General features: G+C 50.7%; 23 protein-coding genes and 2 pseudogenes. 17 read left to right on the top strand and 8 right to left on the bottom strand.

Going from position 1 to position 22,732, the window contains the following annotated elements; all coding sequences use genetic code 11:
- Positions 1-75: 75 nt before the first annotated feature.
- Positions 76-1,302, bottom strand: coding sequence for an MFS transporter (locus SC127_RS10220; protein WP_332626168.1), 1,227 nt, complete (start codon positions 1,300-1,302; stop codon positions 76-78).
- The gene (locus SC127_RS10215) at positions 1,299-1,826 is read right to left on the bottom strand and encodes a GNAT family N-acetyltransferase (protein ID WP_332626167.1); all 528 of its coding nucleotides are present in this window, start codon (positions 1,824-1,826) and stop codon (positions 1,299-1,301) included. Before SC127_RS10215 ends, SC127_RS10220 begins: the two co-directional genes overlap by 4 nt.
- Positions 1,827-1,924: 98 nt before the next feature.
- Here SC127_RS10215 and SC127_RS10210 point away from each other — a divergent pair, with 98 nt between their 5' ends.
- Positions 1,925-2,830, top strand: a complete 906-nt coding sequence (locus SC127_RS10210) for a LysR family transcriptional regulator (protein WP_332626165.1) — start codon at positions 1,925-1,927, stop codon at positions 2,828-2,830.
- A gap of 114 nt (positions 2,831-2,944) precedes the next feature.
- Here the strand turns inward: SC127_RS10210 and SC127_RS10205 are convergent, their stop codons facing one another.
- Positions 2,945-3,820, bottom strand: coding sequence for an MBL fold metallo-hydrolase (locus SC127_RS10205; RefSeq protein ID WP_332626412.1), 876 nt, complete (start codon positions 3,818-3,820; stop codon positions 2,945-2,947).
- A 127-nt stretch (positions 3,821-3,947) separates the two neighbouring features.
- Here SC127_RS10205 and SC127_RS10200 point away from each other — a divergent pair, with 127 nt between their 5' ends.
- From SC127_RS10200 to SC127_RS10190, 3 genes and pseudogenes are all read left to right on the top strand, one after another.
- A complete protein-coding gene (locus SC127_RS10200; RefSeq protein WP_332626164.1) occupies positions 3,948-4,868 on the top strand; it encodes a LysR family transcriptional regulator in 921 nt (306 codons plus the stop codon).
- Positions 4,869-5,325: 457 nt separating this feature from the next.
- Positions 5,326-5,775 (top strand): bleomycin resistance protein, encoded by a 450-nt coding sequence (locus tag SC127_RS10195; RefSeq protein WP_332626162.1) that lies wholly within the window; start codon positions 5,326-5,328, stop codon positions 5,773-5,775.
- A 607-nt stretch (positions 5,776-6,382) separates the two neighbouring features.
- Positions 6,383-6,805: pseudogene (locus SC127_RS10190) on the top strand (aldo/keto reductase); the annotation flags it as partial.
- Positions 6,806-6,901: 96 nt separating this feature from the next.
- Here the strand turns inward: SC127_RS10190 and SC127_RS22580 are convergent.
- Positions 6,902-7,213, bottom strand: a pseudogene (locus SC127_RS22580) (aldo/keto reductase); the annotation flags it as partial.
- A gap of 285 nt (positions 7,214-7,498) precedes the next feature.
- On the opposite strand from SC127_RS22580, the gene SC127_RS10180 reads away from it, so the two are divergent.
- The gene (locus tag SC127_RS10180; protein ID WP_332626158.1) at positions 7,499-8,407 is read left to right on the top strand and encodes a LysR family transcriptional regulator; all 909 of its coding nucleotides are present in this window, start codon (positions 7,499-7,501) and stop codon (positions 8,405-8,407) included.
- Positions 8,408-8,873: 466 nt separating this feature from the next.
- Here the strand turns inward: SC127_RS10180 and SC127_RS10175 are convergent, their stop codons facing one another.
- Positions 8,874-9,773: a LysR family transcriptional regulator gene (locus SC127_RS10175; RefSeq protein WP_332626156.1), complete on the bottom strand. Its 900-nt coding sequence runs from the start codon at positions 9,771-9,773 to the stop codon at positions 8,874-8,876.
- A 137-nt stretch (positions 9,774-9,910) separates the two neighbouring features.
- On the opposite strand from SC127_RS10175, the gene SC127_RS10170 reads away from it, so the two are divergent.
- From SC127_RS10170 to SC127_RS10130, 9 genes are all read left to right on the top strand, one after another.
- Positions 9,911-10,486, top strand: a complete 576-nt coding sequence (locus tag SC127_RS10170) for an NAD(P)H-dependent oxidoreductase (RefSeq protein WP_332626154.1) — start codon at positions 9,911-9,913, stop codon at positions 10,484-10,486.
- A gap of 215 nt (positions 10,487-10,701) precedes the next feature.
- Complete coding sequence (locus SC127_RS10165) at positions 10,702-11,073, top strand: DUF2255 family protein (RefSeq protein ID WP_332626152.1); 372 nt, start codon at positions 10,702-10,704, stop codon at positions 11,071-11,073.
- A 20-nt stretch (positions 11,074-11,093) separates the two neighbouring features.
- The gene (locus SC127_RS10160; RefSeq protein WP_332626410.1) at positions 11,094-12,116 is read left to right on the top strand and encodes an aldo/keto reductase; all 1,023 of its coding nucleotides are present in this window, start codon (positions 11,094-11,096) and stop codon (positions 12,114-12,116) included.
- 62 nt (positions 12,117-12,178) lie between these two features.
- On the top strand, positions 12,179-12,538 hold the full coding sequence (locus SC127_RS10155; RefSeq protein ID WP_332626151.1) for a DUF1330 domain-containing protein: 360 nt from the start codon (positions 12,179-12,181) through the stop codon (positions 12,536-12,538).
- Positions 12,539-12,696: 158 nt separating this feature from the next.
- A complete protein-coding gene (locus SC127_RS10150; RefSeq protein WP_332626149.1) occupies positions 12,697-13,299 on the top strand; it encodes an NAD(P)H-dependent oxidoreductase in 603 nt (200 codons plus the stop codon).
- Positions 13,300-13,368: 69 nt separating this feature from the next.
- Entirely contained in the window at positions 13,369-14,097 is a 729-nt protein-coding gene (locus SC127_RS10145; protein WP_332626146.1) for an antibiotic biosynthesis monooxygenase, read from the top strand.
- A 304-nt stretch (positions 14,098-14,401) separates the two neighbouring features.
- Entirely contained in the window at positions 14,402-15,199 is a 798-nt protein-coding gene (locus tag SC127_RS10140; RefSeq protein WP_332626144.1) for a carboxymuconolactone decarboxylase family protein, read from the top strand.
- 56 nt (positions 15,200-15,255) lie between these two features.
- Positions 15,256-15,693 (top strand): cyclophilin-like fold protein, encoded by a 438-nt coding sequence (locus SC127_RS10135; protein ID WP_442955743.1) that lies wholly within the window; start codon positions 15,256-15,258, stop codon positions 15,691-15,693.
- A 312-nt stretch (positions 15,694-16,005) separates the two neighbouring features.
- Positions 16,006-16,422 carry a MarR family winged helix-turn-helix transcriptional regulator gene (locus tag SC127_RS10130; protein WP_332626143.1) on the top strand — a complete coding sequence of 139 codons (417 nt, stop codon included), beginning with the start codon at positions 16,006-16,008 and terminating at the stop codon, positions 16,420-16,422.
- On the opposite strand, the gene SC127_RS10125 is transcribed toward SC127_RS10130, so the two are convergent.
- Together SC127_RS10125 and SC127_RS10120 are read right to left on the bottom strand one after the other, a co-directional pair.
- Positions 16,419-16,829, bottom strand: a complete 411-nt coding sequence (locus tag SC127_RS10125; protein ID WP_332626141.1) for an ester cyclase — start codon at positions 16,827-16,829, stop codon at positions 16,419-16,421. The genes SC127_RS10130 and SC127_RS10125 overlap by 4 nt on opposite strands.
- Before the next feature lie 457 nt (positions 16,830-17,286).
- Positions 17,287-18,156, bottom strand: coding sequence for a LysR family transcriptional regulator (locus tag SC127_RS10120; protein WP_332626139.1), 870 nt, complete (start codon positions 18,154-18,156; stop codon positions 17,287-17,289).
- A 129-nt stretch (positions 18,157-18,285) separates the two neighbouring features.
- On the opposite strand from SC127_RS10120, the gene SC127_RS10115 reads away from it, so the two are divergent.
- Complete coding sequence (locus tag SC127_RS10115; RefSeq protein WP_332626137.1) at positions 18,286-19,032, top strand: SDR family NAD(P)-dependent oxidoreductase; 747 nt, start codon at positions 18,286-18,288, stop codon at positions 19,030-19,032.
- 98 nt (positions 19,033-19,130) lie between these two features.
- Positions 19,131-20,588 carry an MFS transporter gene (locus tag SC127_RS10110; RefSeq protein ID WP_332626135.1) on the top strand — a complete coding sequence of 486 codons (1,458 nt, stop codon included), beginning with the start codon at positions 19,131-19,133 and terminating at the stop codon, positions 20,586-20,588.
- Positions 20,589-20,681: 93 nt separating this feature from the next.
- On the opposite strand, the gene SC127_RS10105 is transcribed toward SC127_RS10110, so the two are convergent.
- Positions 20,682-21,515: an oxidoreductase gene (locus SC127_RS10105; RefSeq protein ID WP_332626133.1), complete on the bottom strand. Its 834-nt coding sequence runs from the start codon at positions 21,513-21,515 to the stop codon at positions 20,682-20,684.
- Positions 21,516-21,619: 104 nt separating this feature from the next.
- Between SC127_RS10105 and SC127_RS10100 the strand changes: the two genes are divergently transcribed.
- Positions 21,620-22,540, top strand: a complete 921-nt coding sequence (locus tag SC127_RS10100) for an AraC family transcriptional regulator (protein WP_332626131.1) — start codon at positions 21,620-21,622, stop codon at positions 22,538-22,540.
- Positions 22,541-22,732: the final 192 nt, after the last annotated feature.

Below are 22,732 nucleotides of genomic sequence, written 5' to 3'. Positions count from 1 at the left end.
TCGGCTGTGAGCAAAAAGCAGACGCACAAAATGTGGATTAATCTAGATAAAATTTTGATGTTATCGCGGACTGTATCAAACGTTTTTCCCGGGAAGGGAGGGCGCTTCTTCATCACGGCTCTGTACGACTGAGCCGGAATGGCGTCGCCAGATCACCACGGAAATCGCCGTAATGAACAGGGTCAGGATAGCGGAAACAAGCAGCGTGCCGGGTATACCGTACCGCTCCAGCAGCATGGCATACGCAGACGGGGCAAGCGCCGCGAGAAAAAATCCTGGTGACAGCAGTACGCCTGTTTTGCGGGCGTACTGCTGTGGATCAAACAGCACAAGAGGAAGTACGGCCTTCACAACCGTGCACAGTCCGTTCACGGCCCCATAGCCCAGGACGAAGAGGGCTGTAGCCACAGGCGTAACGCACCCCGCAAGGCCGGCCAGAAAGCAGAGTGGCAGCAGGACACCGATAATAAGGTTTAGGCGTAGCGCGGAGAGGCGAGCGCCGGAGGCCACATCCAGCAGGCGGGCACTCACCTGTCCCACGCCCCAAAGCATGCCAGCCAAAGCAGGCAAGCCATAAGCGGCCAGTATCCGGGGAAAATGCGTGGACACGCCCGTGGAGACAAAGCTGAGCAGCGCAATCAGGGCGGCATACCACAGGCCACTGATGAAACCTTTTCGATCTTCTGCCGTCCCGGTCGCCGGAAGACCGGACCGACCAACCATGGGAGGGTTTACCCGACGGCCTGCCGGAACGGCGGTCAGAAAAAGCAGGCCCACCAGACCCGCACAGCCGTAAACGAGTAAGGCATGCCGCCAGTTGGTAATGTGCAGCAGGGCAGCGCCAGCAGTCCAGAACACGGCTGACGCAAGACCGCCCAGTAGAGTAACCAGAGAGACTGCTCTGCGGGCCCCTGCGCCTGCGGTTTCCACAATCAGGGCAAACGCAGCGTCATACAGGGCAAGTCGCATGCCGACTCCCGTCAGGACCCAGACCGCAACCCATGCCGCTGTGGAATGAGTAATCGCCATCAGAAAACACCCGATGGTTATGGCGAAGGTTCCCGCCATCATCATCATGCGTCCGCCGGTTCGAGCCATAACGGAACCGGTCAGCGGCGAAACCAGCCCCATAACCAGTATGGCAACGGTCAGGCCAGAGAATGTCACCACGGGAGACCATCCCGTCTCCGCCATGATGGCGGTTCCGAAAACGCCCGGCATGTAGAACGTAATACCCCAGTTGATAAGCTGCGTCATGCCGATGCAGAAAATGCTGCGCCCTGTCAGATGTCCATGTGTCAATCTGTGCTCTCCGCAAGCGTGGTGTCGCCCAGCCCGAGCGTGCGCTGCAGGATGACCGTATCGAGCCAGCGTCCGTGCTTGAATCCTACCGATCTGAGTGTACCGGTGATGCTGAAGCCTGCGGCGCGATGCAGGGCAAGGGAGGCAGTATTTTCGCTGTTACCCACCACGGCCACGAGCTGGCGGAAGCCACGGGCTTCTGCCCAAGCTATCGCTCGGGATAACAGCATTTTGCCGGTGCCCCGCCCCTGACACGTGGCGTCAATATAGACGGAGTCTTCCAGGGTAAACCGGTAGGCGCGCCGTTCCCGGTAAAAAGACAGGTAGCAGTATCCCCGCACTTGCCCTTCATCAACCGCCACAAACCAGGGCAGTCCTGCTGAACGCACCTTTTTCAGGCGGGCTGCCATTTCAGCCGCATCCGGCGGTTCGGTTTCAAAAGTGGCGGTGCCATGTAATACGTGGTAAGCATAAATCTGCTGGATAGCAGGAATATGTCTTTCATCTGCTTCAGTTATTTCCATCGGTATGGCTCTTTTTCCGGTCAGAAACAAAGACTAACCCGGATGAATAATTTCAGACAGGCCGCGTGACTTATCAGCGGTATAAGGAAAACTTTGGCATGGCAAACCTGAACCTTGATCACCTTGCTACTTTCAGGATGGTCATCAGCCGGGGCAGTTTCTCCGGAGCGGCAGAAGCGCTCGGGCTATCACAGCCGGCTGTCAGCCTGCAGATAAGACAGCTGGAGCAGGCGCTTCATGTCCGGCTTATTGAGCGAACCAGCCGGGGGATAAGGCCCACTCCTGCCGGGCTGACTTTTTCTGAGCACTGTATGAAAATTGATTCCGTGGTAAATACAGCCATTGAATCGGTGTCTCTGCATTCAGACGAGATAACCGGCACCGTTACTGTCGGCACGGGTGCAACGGCCTGTATTCATCTTCTGCCTCCCTTACTGCAACAGCTGCGACAGGCACATCCTCTGCTGAAAGTGGACGTACGCACAGGCAATACTTCCGATATTGTCCGGAGCGTGGAGGAGAATCGTATAGACATTGGACTTGTAACACTTCCAGCAGCCGGCAAATGCCTGAGCGTAAGCCCGCTGGGTACTGATGAGTTTGTTGTCATCATGGAAAAGGATGCATCAGAGCAGAGCGCGAACCCCCTGTCTCCCGACGCCCTTTTGTCACTGCCGCTGATTATATTTGAACCCGGAAGCGGGACACGCGCCTTGATCGACGAATGGTTCCGGTATGCCGGGCATACTGCCAGCCCCATGATGGAGCTTGGCAGCATTGAAGCCATTAAAAGGATGGTACGTTCCGGTCTGGGCTACAGCATCGTTCCCCGCATGTCCGTTGCGAGTATTGAAGAAAGGCAGGGTCTCAGTCTTTACTCTGTGACGCCCTCGCTTCATCGGACTTTGGGGACAGTAATGCGGGAGGATCGGATTGTCAGCAGGGGCATAAGTGAAGTGCTGAAAAGACTAAACGGCAGTTTTGCAAAAGAGGAAAGCAGATAAATATCAATTATCGTCAGCCCAGGTCCTGTTAATACAGAGTCACTCAGAGCCGCCTTTGGAGAAAATGCCAAAGAAGAGCTTGCTTTCTTACTTCAAAAAGCTCGCCGGGGCGCATTATACCGTTATACCGCGGACGACGTTCTGCTGTTCTGAACATGACTTCAAAAAATACCCCCTTTCAGGAGAACCGGAAACATATGCGAACCCGGGTTCACCGAAGTGCATGCCGGCAACACATAAATTTTGACGAGCGGCCTGTTCAAGAATGGTTTTTCTTGTTTTCTCTGCCTGGGCTGGATCACAGTCAAATGAAATTGAAACTTCAGGCCGGGCTGACTGAATATGCGGATAATGCACAATGTCACCCCAGATCAGCAGGCTTTCATCGCATGAATTTATCAGAAACCCAGTGTGTCCAGGCGTATGCCCCGGCAGACTTACAGCCTTGATCCCCTCACTGATTTCTGCTTCATCAGTAAAACGCAGCACAGGGCCATAAGCTTCCAGCGTGCGACGAACCAGCGACCCGGTCATCTGTATGCGCTCACCCATGAGTTTCAGCTTATTTTCATCCTGCCAGAATGCTGCTTCATCACGACTCAGGAAAAGTTTCGCGTTTCTGTATGCAGGCTGACCATGCTCATTCAGCAAACCGCCGATGTGGTCTGGATGTCCGTGAGTCAGAAGCACGGTATCTATATCGTCTGGATTAACGCCTTCAGAGAAAAGGTTTTTTTTAAATTCGCCACCTGCATAATTCAGTCCTCCCATCCCGGAATCCACCAGTATGACGCGTCCCTGTCCGCGTATGAGGTAGCAGTAAATATGAATATCATCGGGAGCTGTTACTCCTGATTTCTCCTGAATTTTTCCTGCTTCGGTTAAATCAATTCCTGACAGTAAACCCAGGCTGGCTTTCATTCGTCCGTCGCTTATTGCGGTTATCGAGTAATGGCCAATTTTTTGCGAAAGAAAAGGTGACGTATCCATGCTGTCCTCGCTTAATGAAAATAAAATTATAATTTGCAGCTTCATTCGGTCCGTGATGTTTAAACCAGCCAGTAACAGTCGCTGGCAAGTCAGTGTTACGGTCACGGCCTAAAGATATTGAAGTTAAATGCCTGATGAGACTATGATAATTTTCGACTCAGTTGAGACCAAAATTGTTGTGGACATAAAATTACTGCGTTCTTTTGCCACCGTTGCCTTATTCGAACATGTCGGACAGGCAGCAGAAAGGCTTCATATTTCTCAATCTCCACTCAGCAGACAGATCCAGCAGCTTGAAAGTGAATTAGGTATTACGCTCTTTCATCGTGATAAAAAGCGGTTAAAGCTAACTGAAGAGGGAAGAAAATTTCTTAATGAGGTAACGCCTTTTTTACAACATCACGATCGCCTGAAAGATTACGGCCGGCATCTTTCGCATGATTACGCAGGGCGACTGGATATAGGCTATGTAGAAGCGGCACTCCATTCCCGGCTTCTTCCTGAGGCAATTGCACGGCTTGGTATGCGGCATGAAGCGGATATCCGCCTACATGCTATGCGTTCAAAGCAACAGATTGAACTTCTGAGGGAAAGAGCCATTGATCTGGCCCTGCTGCATACGCCACCTGATGCTAACGGCATGTTCCGTCAGGAAAAAGTCCTGACGGAACCTGTGATACTGGCTATGCCTAGAGAAAGAATGCTACCAGCTCCCGGCCCTGATGATCTCAATGGCCAGCCGTGGATAGCAGATCAGGAAAACCTGAATCCTACGGCGCGGGCGCGATTGCTCGCCGCATGTCGGAAAGGCGGTTTCCGCCCCAATATCTGTCTGGAAGTCAGCGGGCCACTGGCTGCGCTAGCCTGTGTGGAGGCCGGGTTGGGTTTCACATTCATACAGAAAAGCCTTGCGCGGATTGTTCCGGATAATGTCGCTCTGGTATCTCTCCCCTGGCTGCCGCTTGAAATCACCCTTTTTGCCGTATGGTGGAAAGAGGAAACAAGACCGCTGACAAAACGTTTTCTGGCAACGCTGGGGCTGTACTGATGTAATAATTTGATGTCCGGACGCATATATGCAACGAAATGACAATTTTTGTGTTCCTGATAGGTAATCAAACGACCTTTGCCAATTCATTACAATAAAAATCTGACCGGGAAGTTTGCTGTTATATCTAACATTCAGGAGCATGTATTCACCGTTTCGCTTCTTACTCTACCCGCGCGCTTTTTCTCTGTGAGGCTTCTTCCTACTTTCATTTTATCGGGTCAACGATTTTCCATTGCTGGTGGTACACAGCAGTTACACTGGTTGCTGATGATTCAGAACCAGTGGAGGGGAAGTCTGAATGGCCCCCTCTGGCTTCCCGGCAAGCCGAATTATCAGCGCGATAGCCTAACCGGCAGAGTCGCCAGGTTCTGCCGAACCGCCGGAAGCCAGTTTGCTCAGGCATTCACCTTGGTTCCAGATGATTAACGTTGAGATTGAAAACGGAGTTATGGCCATGAGTAATGCACTTGTACCTGAGTTTTCTGTATCAGATTGGCGCAATTCGAAAAGATTCTACTGCCAAATTCTGGGCTTCGAATGTGTATATGAGCGCGCTGAAGAAGGCTTTTGTTACCTGAAACTGGGGGAAGCTGAACTCATGATCGACCAGATAGGAGAAGGCCGGACATTTGAAGGAGGGCATCAGCCGACTGGTTACCCGTTCGGAAAAGGGGTGAATGTTCAGATTTTGGTTCCCTCAATTACTCCCCTGATAAACTCATTGTCCCAGCATGGCGTTGGTCTTTTTCTTCCTGTTGAGGACCGCTGGTATCGTGTTGAGGCAGTGGAAAGCGGAAACCGTCAGTTTATTGTTGCCGATCCTGATGGATACTTACTACGGTTTTATCAACATCTTGGAACACGTAAAGTCAAAAATTCCGAGCCGGATACTCCCCATCGATAGTTCGGCCATCACATTAGTTAATTAACCGCCTTTCTAACTCCCCCTTTTGTCCACTTCCGGCACAGAACAGACATTTACGCGGGGCAAGGTCCGCTATGAGCGAGAAGCGGACGTTCGTCATTCAACGTAGCGAGATTCCATTGCGTGCTACCGTCTGTATTCATAGGCGCTCAGTAGGTAATATCCGACTCCCAGAATGGATCATAAAGTGGCAAGTTGTGGCCCAGAAAGAAGCCGGCGTTCTTTTCGTCCCTCTTCAGAACAGATGGCAGAGTTCAGCCATGAAATGATCGCTTTAAGTGCAGCACATACCTTCACCTGCCGGGTAAGTTCGGATTGATATATTGTCCGGCATTTTAAATCAGACTGCATCTTCAGGAATGGTGACGAATGATGGTCGACCTGGTCATGGGAATTAAAGCCGCTGGGCCTGTAATACTGTTTGTGAAAAATCCTCAGCAGCCCATTCGATAAAGGCTGCTGGTTCAGCCTGTACTGATGCCTTAACCTTGCTGCTATTGAATGGTCGGACCGGTAGCGTTTCAAATTCTTAGTGAGATTCTTAATACCGGCTTTCTGCCACCTGCCGTTGTTGTAAGGAGATGAAATGCAGTATGTCAATCTCGGACGAAGTGGGCTCAGGGTGTCTCGGCTCTGCCTTGGCTGCATGAGCTATGGCGAGCCTGAGCGGCTTCCTCAGCCTTGGTCGCTGGATGAAAAATCTTCGCGTCCTTTTTTCCGAGAGGCCCTTGAAGCCGGAATTAATTTTTTTGATACGGCCAATATTTATTCAGGTGGCAGTTCTGAAGAAATTGTGGGGCGGGCGCTCAGAGAAATGGCCAGTCGTGATGAAATCGTCGTCGCTACCAAAGCTTTTTTACCGTGGCGAAACTCACTAAATACTGGTTTTTTGTCCCGTAAGGCGTTATTTCAGTCGATTGATGACAGCCTGACACGGCTCGGAATGGACTATGTGGACCTGTATCAGATACACCGTTTCGATCATCACACCCCCGTTGAAGAGACCATGTGAGCCTGAACACGTGACCAGTAGCCGCATCGACGAACAGCCGATTGTTGTGCCGGTCAAACACGACACCTTCAATCCCGCAGGCCGCCACCGTATTAGCCTACCATCGGCAGGCATCCCAGACCCCTGCTGGTAAACCTTAGTGGCCAGAACGATACGGTCACACCGCCCGCCCTTTTCAAGCCAGCGACCGATAATCTCCTCGGACAGACCCGAGCCTTGTTTGATATCGGGTGATTGCTCCGTGCCATAAACGTCGGCTGTATCAATGAAATTTATACCCGCCTCAAGTGCTTCGTCCAGGATACGAAAACTCGTCGTCTCGTCGGTGACGTCTCCGAAATTCATGGTACCCAGGCAAAGACGGCTGACTTTCAGGCCCGTGCGGCCAAGATGCGTATAGTTCATAGACTGCTCCGTTATGTGAATGCGCCGATCCGGAAAATGCTTTCTGGTCAGGGCGCATATTTTCAAGAATAACGAAGCATATAGTTCTCAGTTAGCGGGTCAGGCTGGACTGACTTGTGAAAAAAATTCAGCAACAGATAGCGGTCATCGGGCTACGACCTATATTATGGCAGTTTCAATAGTCAGCCCTGTGAGGCATCTGTCAACGGGCGGGAACGGACGGCGATAAACAGCATCTACAAGCAGGCCGACCCGACCTCTTCAGACAAGGGGAATCTATTCTTTATGCAAACAAGCAGAGCTGATGTTGCCGATTTGATTTATTTTCTGGCCATCGCACGTCATCGCAGTTTTAGTCGCGCGGCCGTTGAGATAGGCGTAAGTGCATCGGCGCTGAGCCATGCCCTGAAGGGGTTGGAAACCCGACTCGGCGTTCGCCTGTTTAATCGCACGACCAAGAGCGTAACGCTTACGGCGGCCGGTGACGCTTTGGCTCAGTCTGTTCTTGAACCTTTCGAGGCTATCGGGGGCGCGCTTGAATCGCTCAACCGGTTTCGGGACACCCCGAGCGGCCGTATCCGTATCAATGCGGCCGTCGAGGCGGCAAATCTTCTGCTGGCTCCTGTCATGCCGGCTTTTATGGATCGCTATCCTGATGTTGAAATCGATATTGTAGCCAGCAATCGCTTGGTTGATGTGACCGATGCAGGTTTCGATGCGGGTATCCGTTATGGCGGAACTGTCCCGGAAGATATGGTCGCCCGGCGTCTGTCTGCCGATATCCGATGGGTGATTGCTGCATCACCCGATTACCTGGAGCGTTACGGAACGCCCGGACATCCCGAAGACCTGTTAAATCACCGCTGCGTCAGCAACCGTCTTGGCGATGACAGGATTTACCGCTGGGAACTTGAGCGAGCCGGCGAGACGTTCCAGATCACCGTGCCGACTTCAGTTACGGTCAATCAGGCGGAGACCGGCCTCGTTGCCGTTTTGGGCGGGGCAGGACTGATGTACTTTCCGGAGCCACTTGTTGCGCCTTACGTAAGAGACGGACGGCTTATACTGGTTCTTACGGAATGGTCTCCGCTGGAGGATGGCTTTCATATCTACTATTCAAGCCGACGACAGTTGCCGACCGGACTTCGCCTGCTGATTGAATTTATCCGAGAAGCCCGACCTCTGGGGTTGTAACATTGATCCGCTGCGGCATTCTGCCTCACCGGTTCGCAGCACCGCGCGTCCCGATGTGTCATCACGTTGCGCTGGTTCGTAAAGAATTCTGGTTAGTTATGTGTTCAATTAATTTGATGCAGTTAACGGGAGTCTGAATGCTGGAAATGGACTGTGGCCTGATTATTATCAGCTGAAGGTTTAATTTGATGAAAGAAAATCCGGGGAAGCAATGGAAATTATCACAGCATCCCTCGGCTGGTGCAAACAAGCTCGGGATAATGATTTTAAAAAGAGCAGCCACCGTTCAGTTTTTCCAGAGGGTAGCCGGGCCTGGTTAACTCAATGTGAGACTTACGCATCTCAGTATTAATGAGAGCTTATTTGCTTATTCACCTATAGTCAGCCTGAAAATAGTATCGTTAAAACAGTGAAACTCACTCACGTTATGAGATGTATGATAAAGCTGACTGCGTTATTGGTAATTTTAACCACCTGTTTTATTGAGTAAAAAATCAATCAGCGACTTAACTCTGTTAGTTTTCCCCGCACTTTTTAAGTAATAAAGATACACAGGCGGATACGTTTTCCAGTAAGACTCCATTACCGGGATGAAATTTTTATTATCAGGCTGCAACTGGTAAACGGGTTCAAACAACCTTCCGATACCCAGGCCGTTACGTATTCCGTCAGCCATAACCTCAATGTCATTACTGATTAGCTGCCCCGGCATGTCTACTGTTAACTGCTCGCCTTTGTCTTCCAGTATCAATGGGAGAATACGGTTGTTTGTAATGAATCTGTAGCCAATAAGCCTGTGCTTGTGCAAATCAACAGGTGAGGCCGGCATGCCAAATTTCTCAAGATAGGCTGCCGAAGCATACAGTCCTTCGCGAAAAGGTTTCATCAGCTGGCGGGCAACCACGCCTCCTTCAAGGATATCGCCGAACCGGATACCTAAATCAAACCTGTCATCAATAATATTGACCGTCCCGTCATAAACGGAAATCTCCAACTGAATTGCCGGATAACGCTGGCAAAATTCTGCCATACAGGGTTTGAGGAGAAGCAGATAAGCGAATCGTGAAAGGGTAATTCTGACCAGCCCTGAAGGTTCCTGACTCTGGTCTCTGATATCCTCAAGCGCTTTTTCCAGTGAGTCTACGGCGACGGATGTCTGCTGGAGTAATTGTTGACCTGCATCAGTCAGTTCAATACGGCGGGTAGTGCGGACAAACAAGGGATGACCAGTATGCTGTTCAAGAAGCTTTAATGCCTTACTCACTGAAGGCGGAGTGATTTGCAGTTTCCTGGCAGCCGCAGAAATACTGCCTTCCCGCGCAATACACTGGAAAATCCGGATCTGGTTATAAATTACGTTATTCATTACGTCATCCTGATCTCACTGCACTGCTGATTATTAGCCTAAAGCTAAAAGTCCTTAAACTATTAATGCTCTAAAAAACATAATTAACGCTGTTTATACTGTCTGTCTGTTAAATAAACCAGCGTTATACATTCATCATGCAAAACGTACTTATCATCTCGGGACATCCGAATCTCAGTGGGTCCATTGGTAGCGCGACTATTCTCGATGAAGTTGCCCGTGTCCTCCCGGATGTTGCTATCCGCCGTCTGGATGATTTGTATCCTGACTGTGAGATTAATGTTGCAGCAGAACAGGCGGCATTACTCAAAGCCGATGTCATTGTGTGGCAGTTCCCTTTTTCTTGGTATTCATTACCGGGGATAATGAAACTGTGGCTCGATCGGGTCTTCGTGCACGGTTTCGCGCATGGCTCAGCAGCCAAACTGGGCGGTAAGAAATTTATTCTCTCCTTTACGACCGGTGCACCGCAGGCGCTTTATTCCTCTCATGGTTTATTCGGCCATACCCTTGAAGATTATCTGATGCAGTTCGAAACCATTGCTGCGTTGTGCAATCTGGATTTACAGAAACCGGTTTATACCTGCGGACTCAGCTATGCCGATCGTAGTGAAGCTAAGATCGCGGCGCAGAAGGCGATGGCTAAAGAACATGCCTCACGCCTGATTGCTGCACTTAAAATTTCAGCGCCTGCACTGAAAATGGTGGGATAAAAGAACGGGCAGGGGTCATTATCGCCAGAACTGAACGTCGTGCAGAACTGATGAGTATCCTGTGTGAAGACGCTTTTTACCCGAATCTAGCCAGGTACGAGACTCGTGAATTTAAACCGAAAATGATGGCGGGAAACTGGCAGAACCTACAGAGCAGATAATAGAGAAAGGTATAAGCACAAAAGCAGAGGTGTGCCGAAGATGAGGAACGGTGTATGAGCTGGAACCACGAACTTTTGCTAAAGATCAATACTGCAGATGATCTGAAAATCGCCCCCTATCACCCTGATATGCAAACCACCGGTACGCCGACCTGGATTTGGGAAGTGGTCGTGGAAAACCGATTGTTTGTACGGGCTTACACTGGAATAAGGTCAAAGTGGTATCAGGCCGCGCTTAGTCAGAAGGCGGGCATGATCCATGCGGCTGGCCATGTACTGCATGTGAAGTTTACTCCCATCGACGAGGCCGGATTGAATCAAAAAATTGACGAAGCTTACCGCCATAAATATGCGCAAAGCAGTTTTATGACGTCCATGTTAGTCAGGCATGCAAGAAACGCCACGGTGGAAATCCTTCCACAGTAACGTTCAGCAGAGGAGCCATGATGCAATATATCCGACTCGGTAGCAGTGACCTTAACGTATCCCGCATCTGTATGGGGTGTATGGGTTTTGGTGACCCGACTAAGGGGCAGCACAGCTGGACGCTCGGTGAAACAGAAAGCCGTGAAATCATTCGCCATGGGCTGGAACAGGGCATTAATTTTTACGATACGGCTATAGCCTATCAGCTGGGCTCCAGTGAACGTTATGTCGGAAGGGCGCTGCGTGAAATGGCAAAGCGCGATGAGGTTGTGGTCGCCACAAAATTTCTTCCGCGTACAGCACAGCAGCTTGCCGATGGTGTGAGCGGAAGGCGAGCTATCACACTATCCCTCGACCAGAGCCTGCACAATCTTGGCATGGATTACATCGATCTCTACATCTGCCATATCTGGGACTACAACACGCCAGTTTTAGAAATAATGGAAGCGCTTCATCATGCGATCCGGGCGGGAAAAGTCAGGGCAATCGGCATATCCAACTGTCACGCATGGCAACTAGCCAAAGCAAACGCTCTAGCCGAGCGTGAAGGTCTGACGCCTTTTGTTTCAGTTCAGAGTCACTACAACCTGATCATGCGTGAGGATGAACGTGAATTATTTGGTTTATGTGCTGAAGATAACATTGCTTTGACTCCGTACAGTGCTCTGGCCAGCGGACGCCTTTCCCGACCCGGTGAGATACAGACCCGTCGAGCACAGGAAGATGACTATGCAAAAGGAAAATACGATAAAACGGCGCATCAGGACCAGATTATTATCAACTGTGTGGCTGAGCTTGCCGGGCAGTACCAAGTTTCAATGACTGAAGTATCGCTCGCCTGGCTGTTAACAAAAGTCTCAGCGCCAGTCGTCGGCGCAACGAAAAGGCACCATGTTGACGGGGCGGTAAAAGCAGTGGATTTGCAATTGAATGACGATGAGATTCTTTATCTGGAAGAGTGTTATCAGCCACATGCACTGTCCGGAATCATGGCGCAGAACACTCCACAGACAAAGGACCAGACACAGGTCTGGACACGCTAATTTCATTCAGCCGGATCGTAATCGGAATCCTAATTTCTGACCAATAAAAGTGAGAATGAGACATGGTAAAAAAATTGATACTGGCTTCTCTGTTTACAGCCTCTCTGGCAACGCAAGCTTTTGCCGACACACCAGCCTATTATGTAGCGGAATTCCAACCTACCGATCGTGACGGTATCAAACCTTACAGCGCTCAGGTCGAGTCCACCTTCAGGCCCTACGGAGGACGCTTCATTATACGTGGCGGCGATCCCGATATTAAGGAAGGTTTTGGTGCTCAGGGGAGGTTGGTCATGATCAAGTTCAGCAATCTGAAACAGGCGCAGGCGTGGTACAGCTCACCAGAGTATCAAAAAATTATTCCTATACGTCATCGTTCGGGCAATTCACGCACTTATATCGTTGAAGGGCTTCCTGAATAATTTAAACAACATATTTCAATTGCCTCATGCCTTAAAGGATCTGCTCTTAAAAAATGGTTTAAATAATAACGAAGCACCGCTAGCGGCTCATGCAACGAATGTTATAAAGCACGGGACATAGGTGCGTTTAAAAAGCCAACCGGGTAAAGGATCAACTGATGAAACTGTTTAACCTCTGCGGAAAAGCAAAAATTGCGGTAATACTGGTTGCTATTTTTCTGCTGCCTGTCAGCAAAGCCATCAGCAATGATAAAACCGACTTCAAAACACTCGTTATCGTTTCTCATCCTTATCCAGAACGATCTGTAATGATTAAAGGGTTACAGGAAGCGGCTGAAAGCGTAGAAGGCGTTACTGTCCGGAATCTTGAAACGCTCTACGGATTTGACACGCGTAAAATAAACGGAGAAGAAGAACGGCGTATAACACGGGAACATAAACGTATTGTTTTTATCTTCCCGACTCACTGGTTCAACATTACGCCGATGATGAAAGCCTACCTGAATGACACTTGGGGCAGCGTCGGTCCAGGATTATGGCAAGGTAAAGAAATGCTCATTGTCACTACCGCTGCTGGAGGCGATTCTACTTACGGTAAAACAGGAAGAATCGGTGTCAGCCTTGCAGATGTATTTACCCCAATGAAAGCCAGCGCTTTGCATGCAGGAATGACTTATCTTTCCCCGCTGGTTTTTCAGAGCGTACATAGCAGCAAGCTGCCTGAATATCAGCACCAGCTGACAGAACGGCTAAAAATGTAAGCCAGTTGATACCCATCATGCTGTGGTTTAACCCGCATACCCGTCATTTGTGACCTGCTCAGGATCTCCATGAAAAATATAGTCGTCATTATTCTCTTACTGATGTTGAACAGCGCCGTTTTTGCTCAGGGGTCGCAAAAATCCGACGCTCCTGTATTCAATATTTTCGAGCTCGGCATCAAGTCCGGACAAAGCACGCTGTATGATGAGATCGCCAGAAAAAATATCTCCGCGTCTTTAGCTGATGAAAAGGGAACCTTGGCAATGTATTCGGTTAAGCACAAAGCTAACCCGGAAATGGCCTATATGATCGAGGTTTATTCAGACGATGATGCTTACCAAAAACATCTGACTTCCAGCCCTTATAAACAATTCCGTCTTAGCTCGCCTGAAGTTATTGATGCGAGAAAGAAGAAAAGGATTGAAACAGTACCGCAGTTTCTGGGAGATAAAATAATTAAGCAGAACGCCAAGACAATAAACAATTTTGTCATAGTTGATGTGAAGCCAGAATATCAAGACGCGTTCCGTAAAGTTGTATTACCTGAAATGGAGCAGTCACTAAAAGAGGAAGATGGCGTGCTCGCAATGTATGCTGCGGCTGATAAGGAAAATATGAATCGCTGGTATTTTTATGAAATTTATGCGAGCGATGCCGATTATCAGGCACATCGAAAAACACCGCACTTTCAGGATTACATCATGCAGACTAAAAACATGACCACCTATAAAGAGGCAGTGCCTGTCGTTCCAGTCTTGCTCATTAATAAGGGTGGAGCCAGATTCGAAGTAAATTAAACAGACAACAGGACGGTTGAAGTGAAAATACGCTTCAACCGTTGCGTCTGGCAAGCGCAATGTAAGCATGCTTCTAACGTTGTGTAATAACAAATTTGCATCATCTGTGAAATTTTCTCACAGGTGCATTCTGTATTTCCGGGTTATGACGATACCGATAGAAAGGTACAATTAACTGTGTATATGTGGTTATTTTTAAACGTTCTGAGTATCAGAAATTTATGATTCATTCGCCCACTAGTACACGGTAAGAGCCAATTAATGAATCATTTACAGGTTTCATTGTGTCTATTAAGGATTAGCTATGAAAAAAGTAATTAGCGCTGCTGCGATGTCGCTCATGATGGGGGCTCCCGCATTTGCTGAAGATAAAAGAGGCGAAGTTATGCCGTCAGTAACACCGTCCGTACTTTCTGTTGGTGATATCCAGGCAGTTTCACCCGCCCTTGCCCGCTTCAGCAGTGAAGTCATTACAGATGATCTCTGGAAAAGAAAGGAGTTATCCTTGCGTGACCGTAGTATTGTCACGCTTGCTATTCTCATTGCAAAAAACCAGTCAGCCGAGCTTGGCCATTATGTCAACATCGCTTTGAATAATGGCGTTACGCCAGCCGAAGTATCAGAAATTATTACCCACCTTGCGTTTTATTCGGGATGGTCAAACGCAATGTCTGCTATAGCGGTGACCAAAGATATTTTCCAGGAAAGAGGGGTTAATCCTGAACAGTTAGCCACAGCTTCTCCTGAACTTCTCCCCTTAAATAAAAACGCTGAAAAACTACGCTCTGAAACAGTAGAAAAAAATGTTGGTTTCATTTCTCCCGGACTGGTGAAGTTTACGACCGATCCACTGTTTCTAGATTTATGGCAGAGACCTGCTCTGAAACCGCGTGATCGTAGTCTGGTTACCGTTAGCGCGCTGATTGCAGCCGGTCAGAGCGCCCAGATTGGCTATCACCTTAACCGCGCAATGGACAATGGACTGACTGCAGAAGAGGCGGGTGAGATCATAACCCATTCCGCCTTCTATGCAGGCTGGCCAAATGTTTTTTCGGCGGCGCCGGTTGTCGGTGAAGTCCTGCGTGACCGTATACCGGAATAAGGTTAGACAACGCAGCCCAGCGGGAATCACAGGCAGCAGTGTATAAGGAGGCATCATTGATTAAAGTCATTCTTACAGGCTTGCTTACGTTAGCAGTCACAGCCAGCACGGCAGTGGCTGCAGGTCAGGACAATGTTATGAAAATAAAATTCATTTATAACGGGGTGGCTGTGACTGGCTCACTGGAAGATAATGCCGCCTCCCGTGAGTTCATTGCTATGCTACCGCTGACGGTTAAGCTTGAAGATTATGGTTCAACCGAGAAAATTGCCTGGCTTCCCGCTAAGCTCAGTCAGGCTGATAAACGAGAGGCCATAGCGCCCAGAGCCGGAGATATCGCTTATTATGCGCCTTGGGGAAATCTTGCCATTTTTCGTGAAGATTTCCGGCATTCGCCAGGCCTGGTAAAACTGGGAAGGATAGAGCAGGGGCTTGAATCACTTCGTCAATCAGGTAGCGAATCGGTGACTATCGTACGTTATGAGAGGCCCTGACTCCCAATCAAATAAAATGGCCTTCAGGTCTCAATAAAAGCCCTTCATTGATATTGTCAGCAGTCAGACTGAGTGCTATTCCTCCTGCAATTTACTCCGTTTGCAATGTCTGCTTCTGGTTCATAGCAGAAATGCGCGCAGGGCAAGGTCCGCTAAGAGCAAAGAGCGGACATTGAAGAAGGAAGGTCCTGGACGAGTAAATAATGAAACATACTGACAATAGGATTTTTTTATCCCAGCCTTTATAAGCGGCTGGATGTATAACCGATCTCTTTTATACTGTGCTTTCGTAGATATGCAGGAATCTCCTCTTTGAATACAGAAATACAATCGCTTGCTGATGAATTGCGACAAACAGTTAGCGCATTTGTTCGCAATGTTCGCGTCGCAACCTCCAGTGTGCGCACATCACAGCATGAAACATTAGACCTGCTTGATACGCATCAAGCGCTTTCAGTTGCTGAACTTTCCCGCCTGCGCGGTGTAAAGCATCAAAGCATGCGTCTGGTGATTAATGAGCTGGAACGACAAGGTTTGGTGCAGCGGCAAAAGTGTCAGCAAGATGCGCGATCGCATTTAATTGTTCTGAGTGAAAAAGCACGAGCATTGCTGACGGATGCGCGGGCACAACGTGCAGAATGGATTGCAGCCCAGATAACTGACAAGCTTGATGCTGCTGCTCGCGAGGAGTTACAAAGAGGAATTACGGCGCTGCGTAAACTCCTTTAATTTTTTTTCAGACGGTTTACCGCCTGCTCCAGCGTATTCAGTCCCCAGTGCTCAACATATTGCCCCTCAACAATACGCACCATATCAATCACCTCGATAGTTACGCTGCTACCGGTGGGCTGCACTCCCAGAAGTTCACCGTTATGTACACCCGTTAGCGTTTTACGTGTAGTGACCCATTCGCCTTCGGCAATCTGTTCTTCAATACGGACCTGTAAGTCAGTGAGCGCAGGGCGCAGGACAAGTTCGAAGGTGCGCCACAGGCTTTCACGATCGTTGGCAACCCCCGCTGGTGCGGAATGATTGATAAAGCTTTGAGCGACTAAAGATTCAAATGCCTGCCGATTGCCTTCGGCAATGACACGCTGATTAAAGTGCTGCACAACAATTTTGTTCTCTTCGGACATATGAAACTCCTGATATATACAGTTTAACTGTATATATTAAAGCTGGGCGGGCCTTAAATGCGATAAGTAATTTGTGCGGTAGGTTGATCAATGTTGCCAAAAGCAGGTTCTATACCGCACTGTTGCCTAAAACAGCGCGTCCTGACAGATGTCATAGATGTCCGCTTCTGGCACAAAGCGGAAGTTCACGCCTACTGGCCTGTTTGAGTACAGGCAGTTTTTTATTTGTGGTAGGAGTGGGGTACAGCACATCCAAAAGTAAGGGGAAACGAAACTGGCAAAGTTTGTTGGTAAGGGGCGCAAACAAGCTAGAAGGTTACGACGCGAGTAACCTTAAAGTCGTTTTAAGCAGTGATCACGCGATACCGGAAGGTTTTTAGGCGTGATGGCCCCTCCTTCTGCTGCCACATGAACTCCTTCAGAACATCAGTTTAAGTGAACGGGTGGGGGAACAGGCTCACGGAGCCACCAGTGCGGGATCCGTAAGCAACGCATCGGCGATATCCAGCATGGCGCGTAAGCGATCCATGTGCCGAAGATCTTGGTGGTAGCCTACCCAGATATCTCTTGAAGGGGGCAAATCAGGCGTTGCAATGCGCTGCAGCCCAGTGGTGGCATCGCCCAACGGTTGTGGCAGCACGGCGATCCCCATTCCGCGCAGACACATTTGCGCCTGAATCGCCCGACTCGTGCTTTTGAAGGCACATCTGGAGTGCGGAAACCGCTCGAGCAGCCATGAGACGTCAGGAAAGTGTGATTGCTCGGTATTCATCAAAATTAGCCTCACCGAAGAGGGATCGGTGAGCATTGTCTGTGCATTTTCAGGCGTGCCATAGAGGGCGTAGGGCATGCTCATCAGACGTCGCTGGACAATATCCGGCTCGGTAAAGGGCACAATGCGAAACGCTATGTCGGCATCACGGCGCGCCAGATTGATCAAGCGATAGCTTGCGATGACTTCTGGCACAATTGCCGGATGGCGGCGCGTCAGTTCGCCCAGAATAGGGGCCAGAACATAGTTAGCAAACCACTCTGCTGAAGATATTCGCAATATCCCTTCAAGACGTTCGTGATTACCTGCCAAGCGGCGTTCCATCGCCAGCGCGGAGTTTTCCATCGCTTCGGCCAGCTTCATAACCCCGTCGCCGGCGTCCGTCAGCACCAGCCCCTCCCGTGTCCGGCGAAACAGCGCTTGCTGCGCCTCATCCTCAAGCGCCTTTATACGCCGCCCGACCGTCGGATGGCTCACGCCAAGTCTTCGGGCCGCCTCCCCGAAAGAACCGTTACGAATGACTGCAAGAAATACCCGGACGTCACCCCACTCCATGTCATCGCCTCACCGTTCAAAAATGAACATTGAATATACAAAAGTGGCAGTTCCCAAACAATGATGTTGGTATCACCATAGCCTCCACCACCATACCGCGCCAGGCGGTCCTATCAGGAAGCTGAAAATATGAACAAATTGAAAGGTAAAGTTGCCATCGTAACGGGCGGCTCTAAAGGTATCGGAGCAGGCATTGCCCGCCAGCTGGCGGCTGACGGTGCGAAGGTCATCGTTAATTATGCCACAGGCAGAAGCGGTGCCGATAAGGTCGTTGCCGATATTGAAGCCGCCGGTGGGCAGGCCTTAGCGGTAGCGGCGGATGTCACCAACCAGGCAGAGGTTGAGGCGCTGATCAACGCGGCCATCGGCAATTTCGGGCGGCTGGACATTGTGGTGAACAACGCCGGTGTTTACCAGTTCGCCAAAATTGAAGAGAGCACCGAAGCGCTCTACCGCAGGCAATTCGACATCAATGTTCTGGGACCGCTGTTAGTGAGCGCTGCCGCCACGCCGCACCTGGGTAAAGGCAGCAGCATTATTAATATCAGTTCGTTCGTCACCCGCGTCTTTATTGCCGAGAGCGCCATCTACAGCGGCGCCAAAGGCGCGATTGACGCCATCACCGGCGTACTGTCACGAGAACTCGGCCCCCGGGGAATACGTGTCAACGCCGTCAACCCCGGCCTGATCGAAACGGAAGGAAGCCACAGCGCTGGCGCGATGAACTCGGACTTCCAGACATGGAATGAAGAGCAGACGCCGCTCGGCCGCATCGGCCAGGTGAAAGATGTTGCCCCGATCGTTTCATTTCTTGCATCAGACGAGGCGGGGTGGGTCACAGGTGAGGTAATTCTGGCCTCCGGCGGCATGCGCTAACCCCCAGCGCACACGCCCCGTCCTGACAGGTTAACTGCACATTTTGCCATCACAAAACGTCCCTACCGGGGATTGTACCGTTTCATAAGGAGTGCTTTATGTCGGCACATAGCATCCCGCAAGCCGAGCCACGTCGCTGGGCAATGTTTGTCATTTTACTGGTTGGGGCATTTTTGCCGCCGCTCGATTTTTTTATCGTCAACGTGGCGCTGCCTGCCATTCAGAACGAGCTGGGGGCCTCATCTTCCGCTGACCAGCTGGTCATTTCATCCTATGCTGCCGTGTATGCGGTAACATTAATTACCGGCGGCCGCCTGGGCGATATTTATGGTCGTGGAAAGATGTTTTTTCTTGGGCTTATCGGGTTTGCCGCTGCATCGTTGCTGTGCGGGTTAGCCTGGTCACCCTGGGTACTGATTACCGGACGCATATTACAGGGTGCCACCGCCGCCATTATGGCCCCTCAGGCGCTGGCTTCCGTGCAGGCCATTTTTCCTGAAGCGGAGAGACCGCTAGCGCTGAGTATCTATGGTGCAGTGTTTGGTCTGGCCTCCGTTATCGGACAGGTACTGGGCGGCATCCTGATTTCAGCGGACCTGTTTCACTTGGGATGGCGGGCTATTTTTCTCGTTAACCTGCCTGTGGCGCTGCTGGTCATTCTTTTTGGCCTGCCATTGCTGAAAGAAACGCGGGTGCAATCTGCACAGCGACTGGACCCCGTCGGCATGCTGCTAGCAACAGCCACGCTGTGCACGCTGATAGTGCCGTTGATTGAAGGCCGTGAGGCGGGATGGCCCTGGTGGACGTGGCTGTTGTTTCTTACTGTCCCACTGCTGGTCTCGTTGTTATGGCGTTATGAGCGTCGCCTGAGCCAGAAGGGAGGTTCGCCACTGCTTAATCCGACCGTGTTACGCGCGCCAGGGCTGGGCCAGGGACTTGTGATTATTTTACTGTTTTATTCGATCGGCGCGTTCTTTCTTCTGTTTTCTGTTTATCTGCAAGGTGCGTTGCATTTTAACGCCCTGAGCGCGGGCACGCTTTTTCTGCCCTTTGGCATCGGCTTTCTGATTGGTCCGTTACTGACACCTTACCTGAGGCGCTTTGTCGGAAATTACCTTAGCGCAATCGGGATGGGATGCGAAACCGTAGGGCTGGCGGGCCTGGCATGGTTGATCGCCACGACGCTGACGGGCAGACCTCCCGCCATGCTGCCGCTCGCAGTTCTCCTTTTTGTTACTGGTCTTGGACAGGGGCTGGCGATGCCAACCCTGGTGCGGATGGTGACAGGCCGGGTTGCGCCACAGTTTTCAGGTATGGTTGCTGGCGTAACCAGCTCGGTATTACAAATTAGCACTGCGCTGAGCGTCGCCGTCATCGGCGGTATCTTTTACAGCATGTTGGGCAAGGGTGACAGCGGAGCAGTCATTACCCATGCCTTTATCGTCGCGCTTCTGGTGATGGCAGTCTGCCTGGCTACTGGGGCAGGGCTAAGTATCCGGTTAATCCGGCGCTCCTCCGATCGCTCTACAGCCCCAGCCAGCTTTTCCCTCAAGTAACACAACAAATCTCAGTTGGCTGCGAACTTCCGCGTGATTCGGCAGCCAGCTGAGAACCCGTTATTTTTCACTTCAGCTCTGCTTACGGGCCGCTTAGTCATCCGTTGAACGAGTGAGTTTTTCCCACTGTTCTATTTCATTATTTAATGCAGTCAGCTTTTGCCGCACTAAGCTCAGTGCATCACTGCCTAACAACAAATGCACGGGGGGACTCTGGCTTTCAATCAATGCCAGCATGGCATGGGCGGCTTTAACGGGATTACCGAGTTGCTTACCGCTTTTTTCCTCACGAGCCCGGCGAATGGGGTCGAATAAAACGTCATAGTCCGGGATGCTGCGAGCACTGCGTACCATTGAGCGCCCGGCCCAGTCCGTGCGAAACGAGCCGGGTGCCACTGCGGTCACGTGTATGTTGAACGGGGCAAGCTCTTTGCTTAACGTCTCTGATATCCCCTCCAGTGCAAATTTGCTGCCGCAGTAATAACTGATGCCTGGCAAGGTAATGAAACTGCCCATCGAGGTGATATTGATAATGTGTCCACGACGGCGCTGGCGCATGCCCGGTAGCACGGCTTTAATCATCGCCACCGCGCCAAACACGTTCACGTCAAACTGGCGGCGCATCTCTTCGAGGGACGATTCTTCAAGAATGCCTTCATGGCCATAACCGGCGTTGTTCACCAGCACATCAACCGGACCGACGGTTGACTCAATCTCCTCAACTACCTCATCAATATGCTCAAAGTCCGTGACATCAAGCAGTCGGCCGAAAGCCCGCTGCGCATTGAGCGCCTCGAAAGCCTGCTGCGCTTCGCGATTGCGTACGGTTCCGACGACCCGATGGCCTGCGGCGAGGGCTTCCTGTGCAAGCGCGCGACCCATGCCGCTGCTGACGCCAGTGATTAAAATCGTTTTTGCAGATGTCATAAAAGAACTCCCATGAACAGTGAAGGTTGCATGTTATTCTCTGTTCTGCCGCATTTTTAGGCCTTATCTTCTCTTTTCCTTGCCTGATTTTATGAGGTGTTGTGATGACCGTAATGATTGCCCTGATGAAGGCACTTGCGGTGCAGGAGGGGTACAACCTTACTGCCTTGCCTGATGTGCGAATTTTGCGTTCCGATCGCCCGCTTGCCAGAACGCCTGTGCTTTACGATCCGGGGATCGTGATTGTCTGCCAGGGCAGCAAGCGCGGCTATTTTGGTCAGCAAACTTATTTATATGATGAGCAGCACTATCTGGCGGTTTCGGTACCGGTGCCGTTTGTGATGGAAACCGACGCGTCGGCAGAACATCCGTTGCTGGCGATTTATATGCATCTGGATTTCCAGCTTGCCGCTGAACTGATGTTGCAGATTGAACAGCATGACGCCCCACATCCTCCCGCTGCTCCACAAAGCATGATGTCGAGCCCGATGGAGGACGCAGTAAAAACGGCCGTGCTGCGCTTGCTTGAAGTTCTGATCAATCCGCTTGAAGTCGCTATCCTCGGCCCTGCGCGGGTACGTGAGCTCTATTTCCGCGTATTGACGGGTACTCAGGGCAACGCAATGCGGGCCGCGCTGGCCTTACAGGGGCAGTTCGGCAAGATAGGCAAAGTGCTTCAGCGCATCCATGCCACTTACGCGGAGCCGTTAACGCTGACGCAACTGGCTATGGACGCAGGAATGAGCGTGCCGACGTTTCACAGCCATTTCAAAGCGATAACCCGGATGCCGCCGATGCAGTATGTGAAATCGGTACGCCTGCACCAGGCGCGGATGTTGATGGTGCGCCAGCAGATCACTGCCGCCGCCGCGAGTTATGCCGTTGGCTATGAAAGCCCATCGCAATTTAATCGCGAGTTCAAACGCCTGTTTGGTCTGCCGCCGGCTGAGGAGATAAAACGCATGCAGCGTAACTTCGCCGTTCCGCCTGTGCAGCAAGCGTCGGTATTTGTTTCATCGCATTGAGGTTTATTCGGCATAGCTGAATAGGTCGTGAGGTATGTAATGTCCGCTTCTGGCACAAAGCCGCTTGCCGTGGCCCCCATGTTCGCTATCAGCGAAAAGCGGATATCTGCGAGTAAGCTGTTGCATATTCTCGTAGCCCAACGCACATGCACGCTGCGCAACTGAAAGAAACGCGAAGTTATATACGCAGGT

Source organism: Pantoea sp. T14 (assembly GCF_036663535.1).
Lineage (GTDB): Bacteria > Pseudomonadota > Gammaproteobacteria > Enterobacterales > Enterobacteriaceae > Pantoea > Pantoea phytostimulans.
Note: the sequence above shows the minus strand (reverse complement) of the source record. Positions and strands in the feature narration are given on the sequence as shown.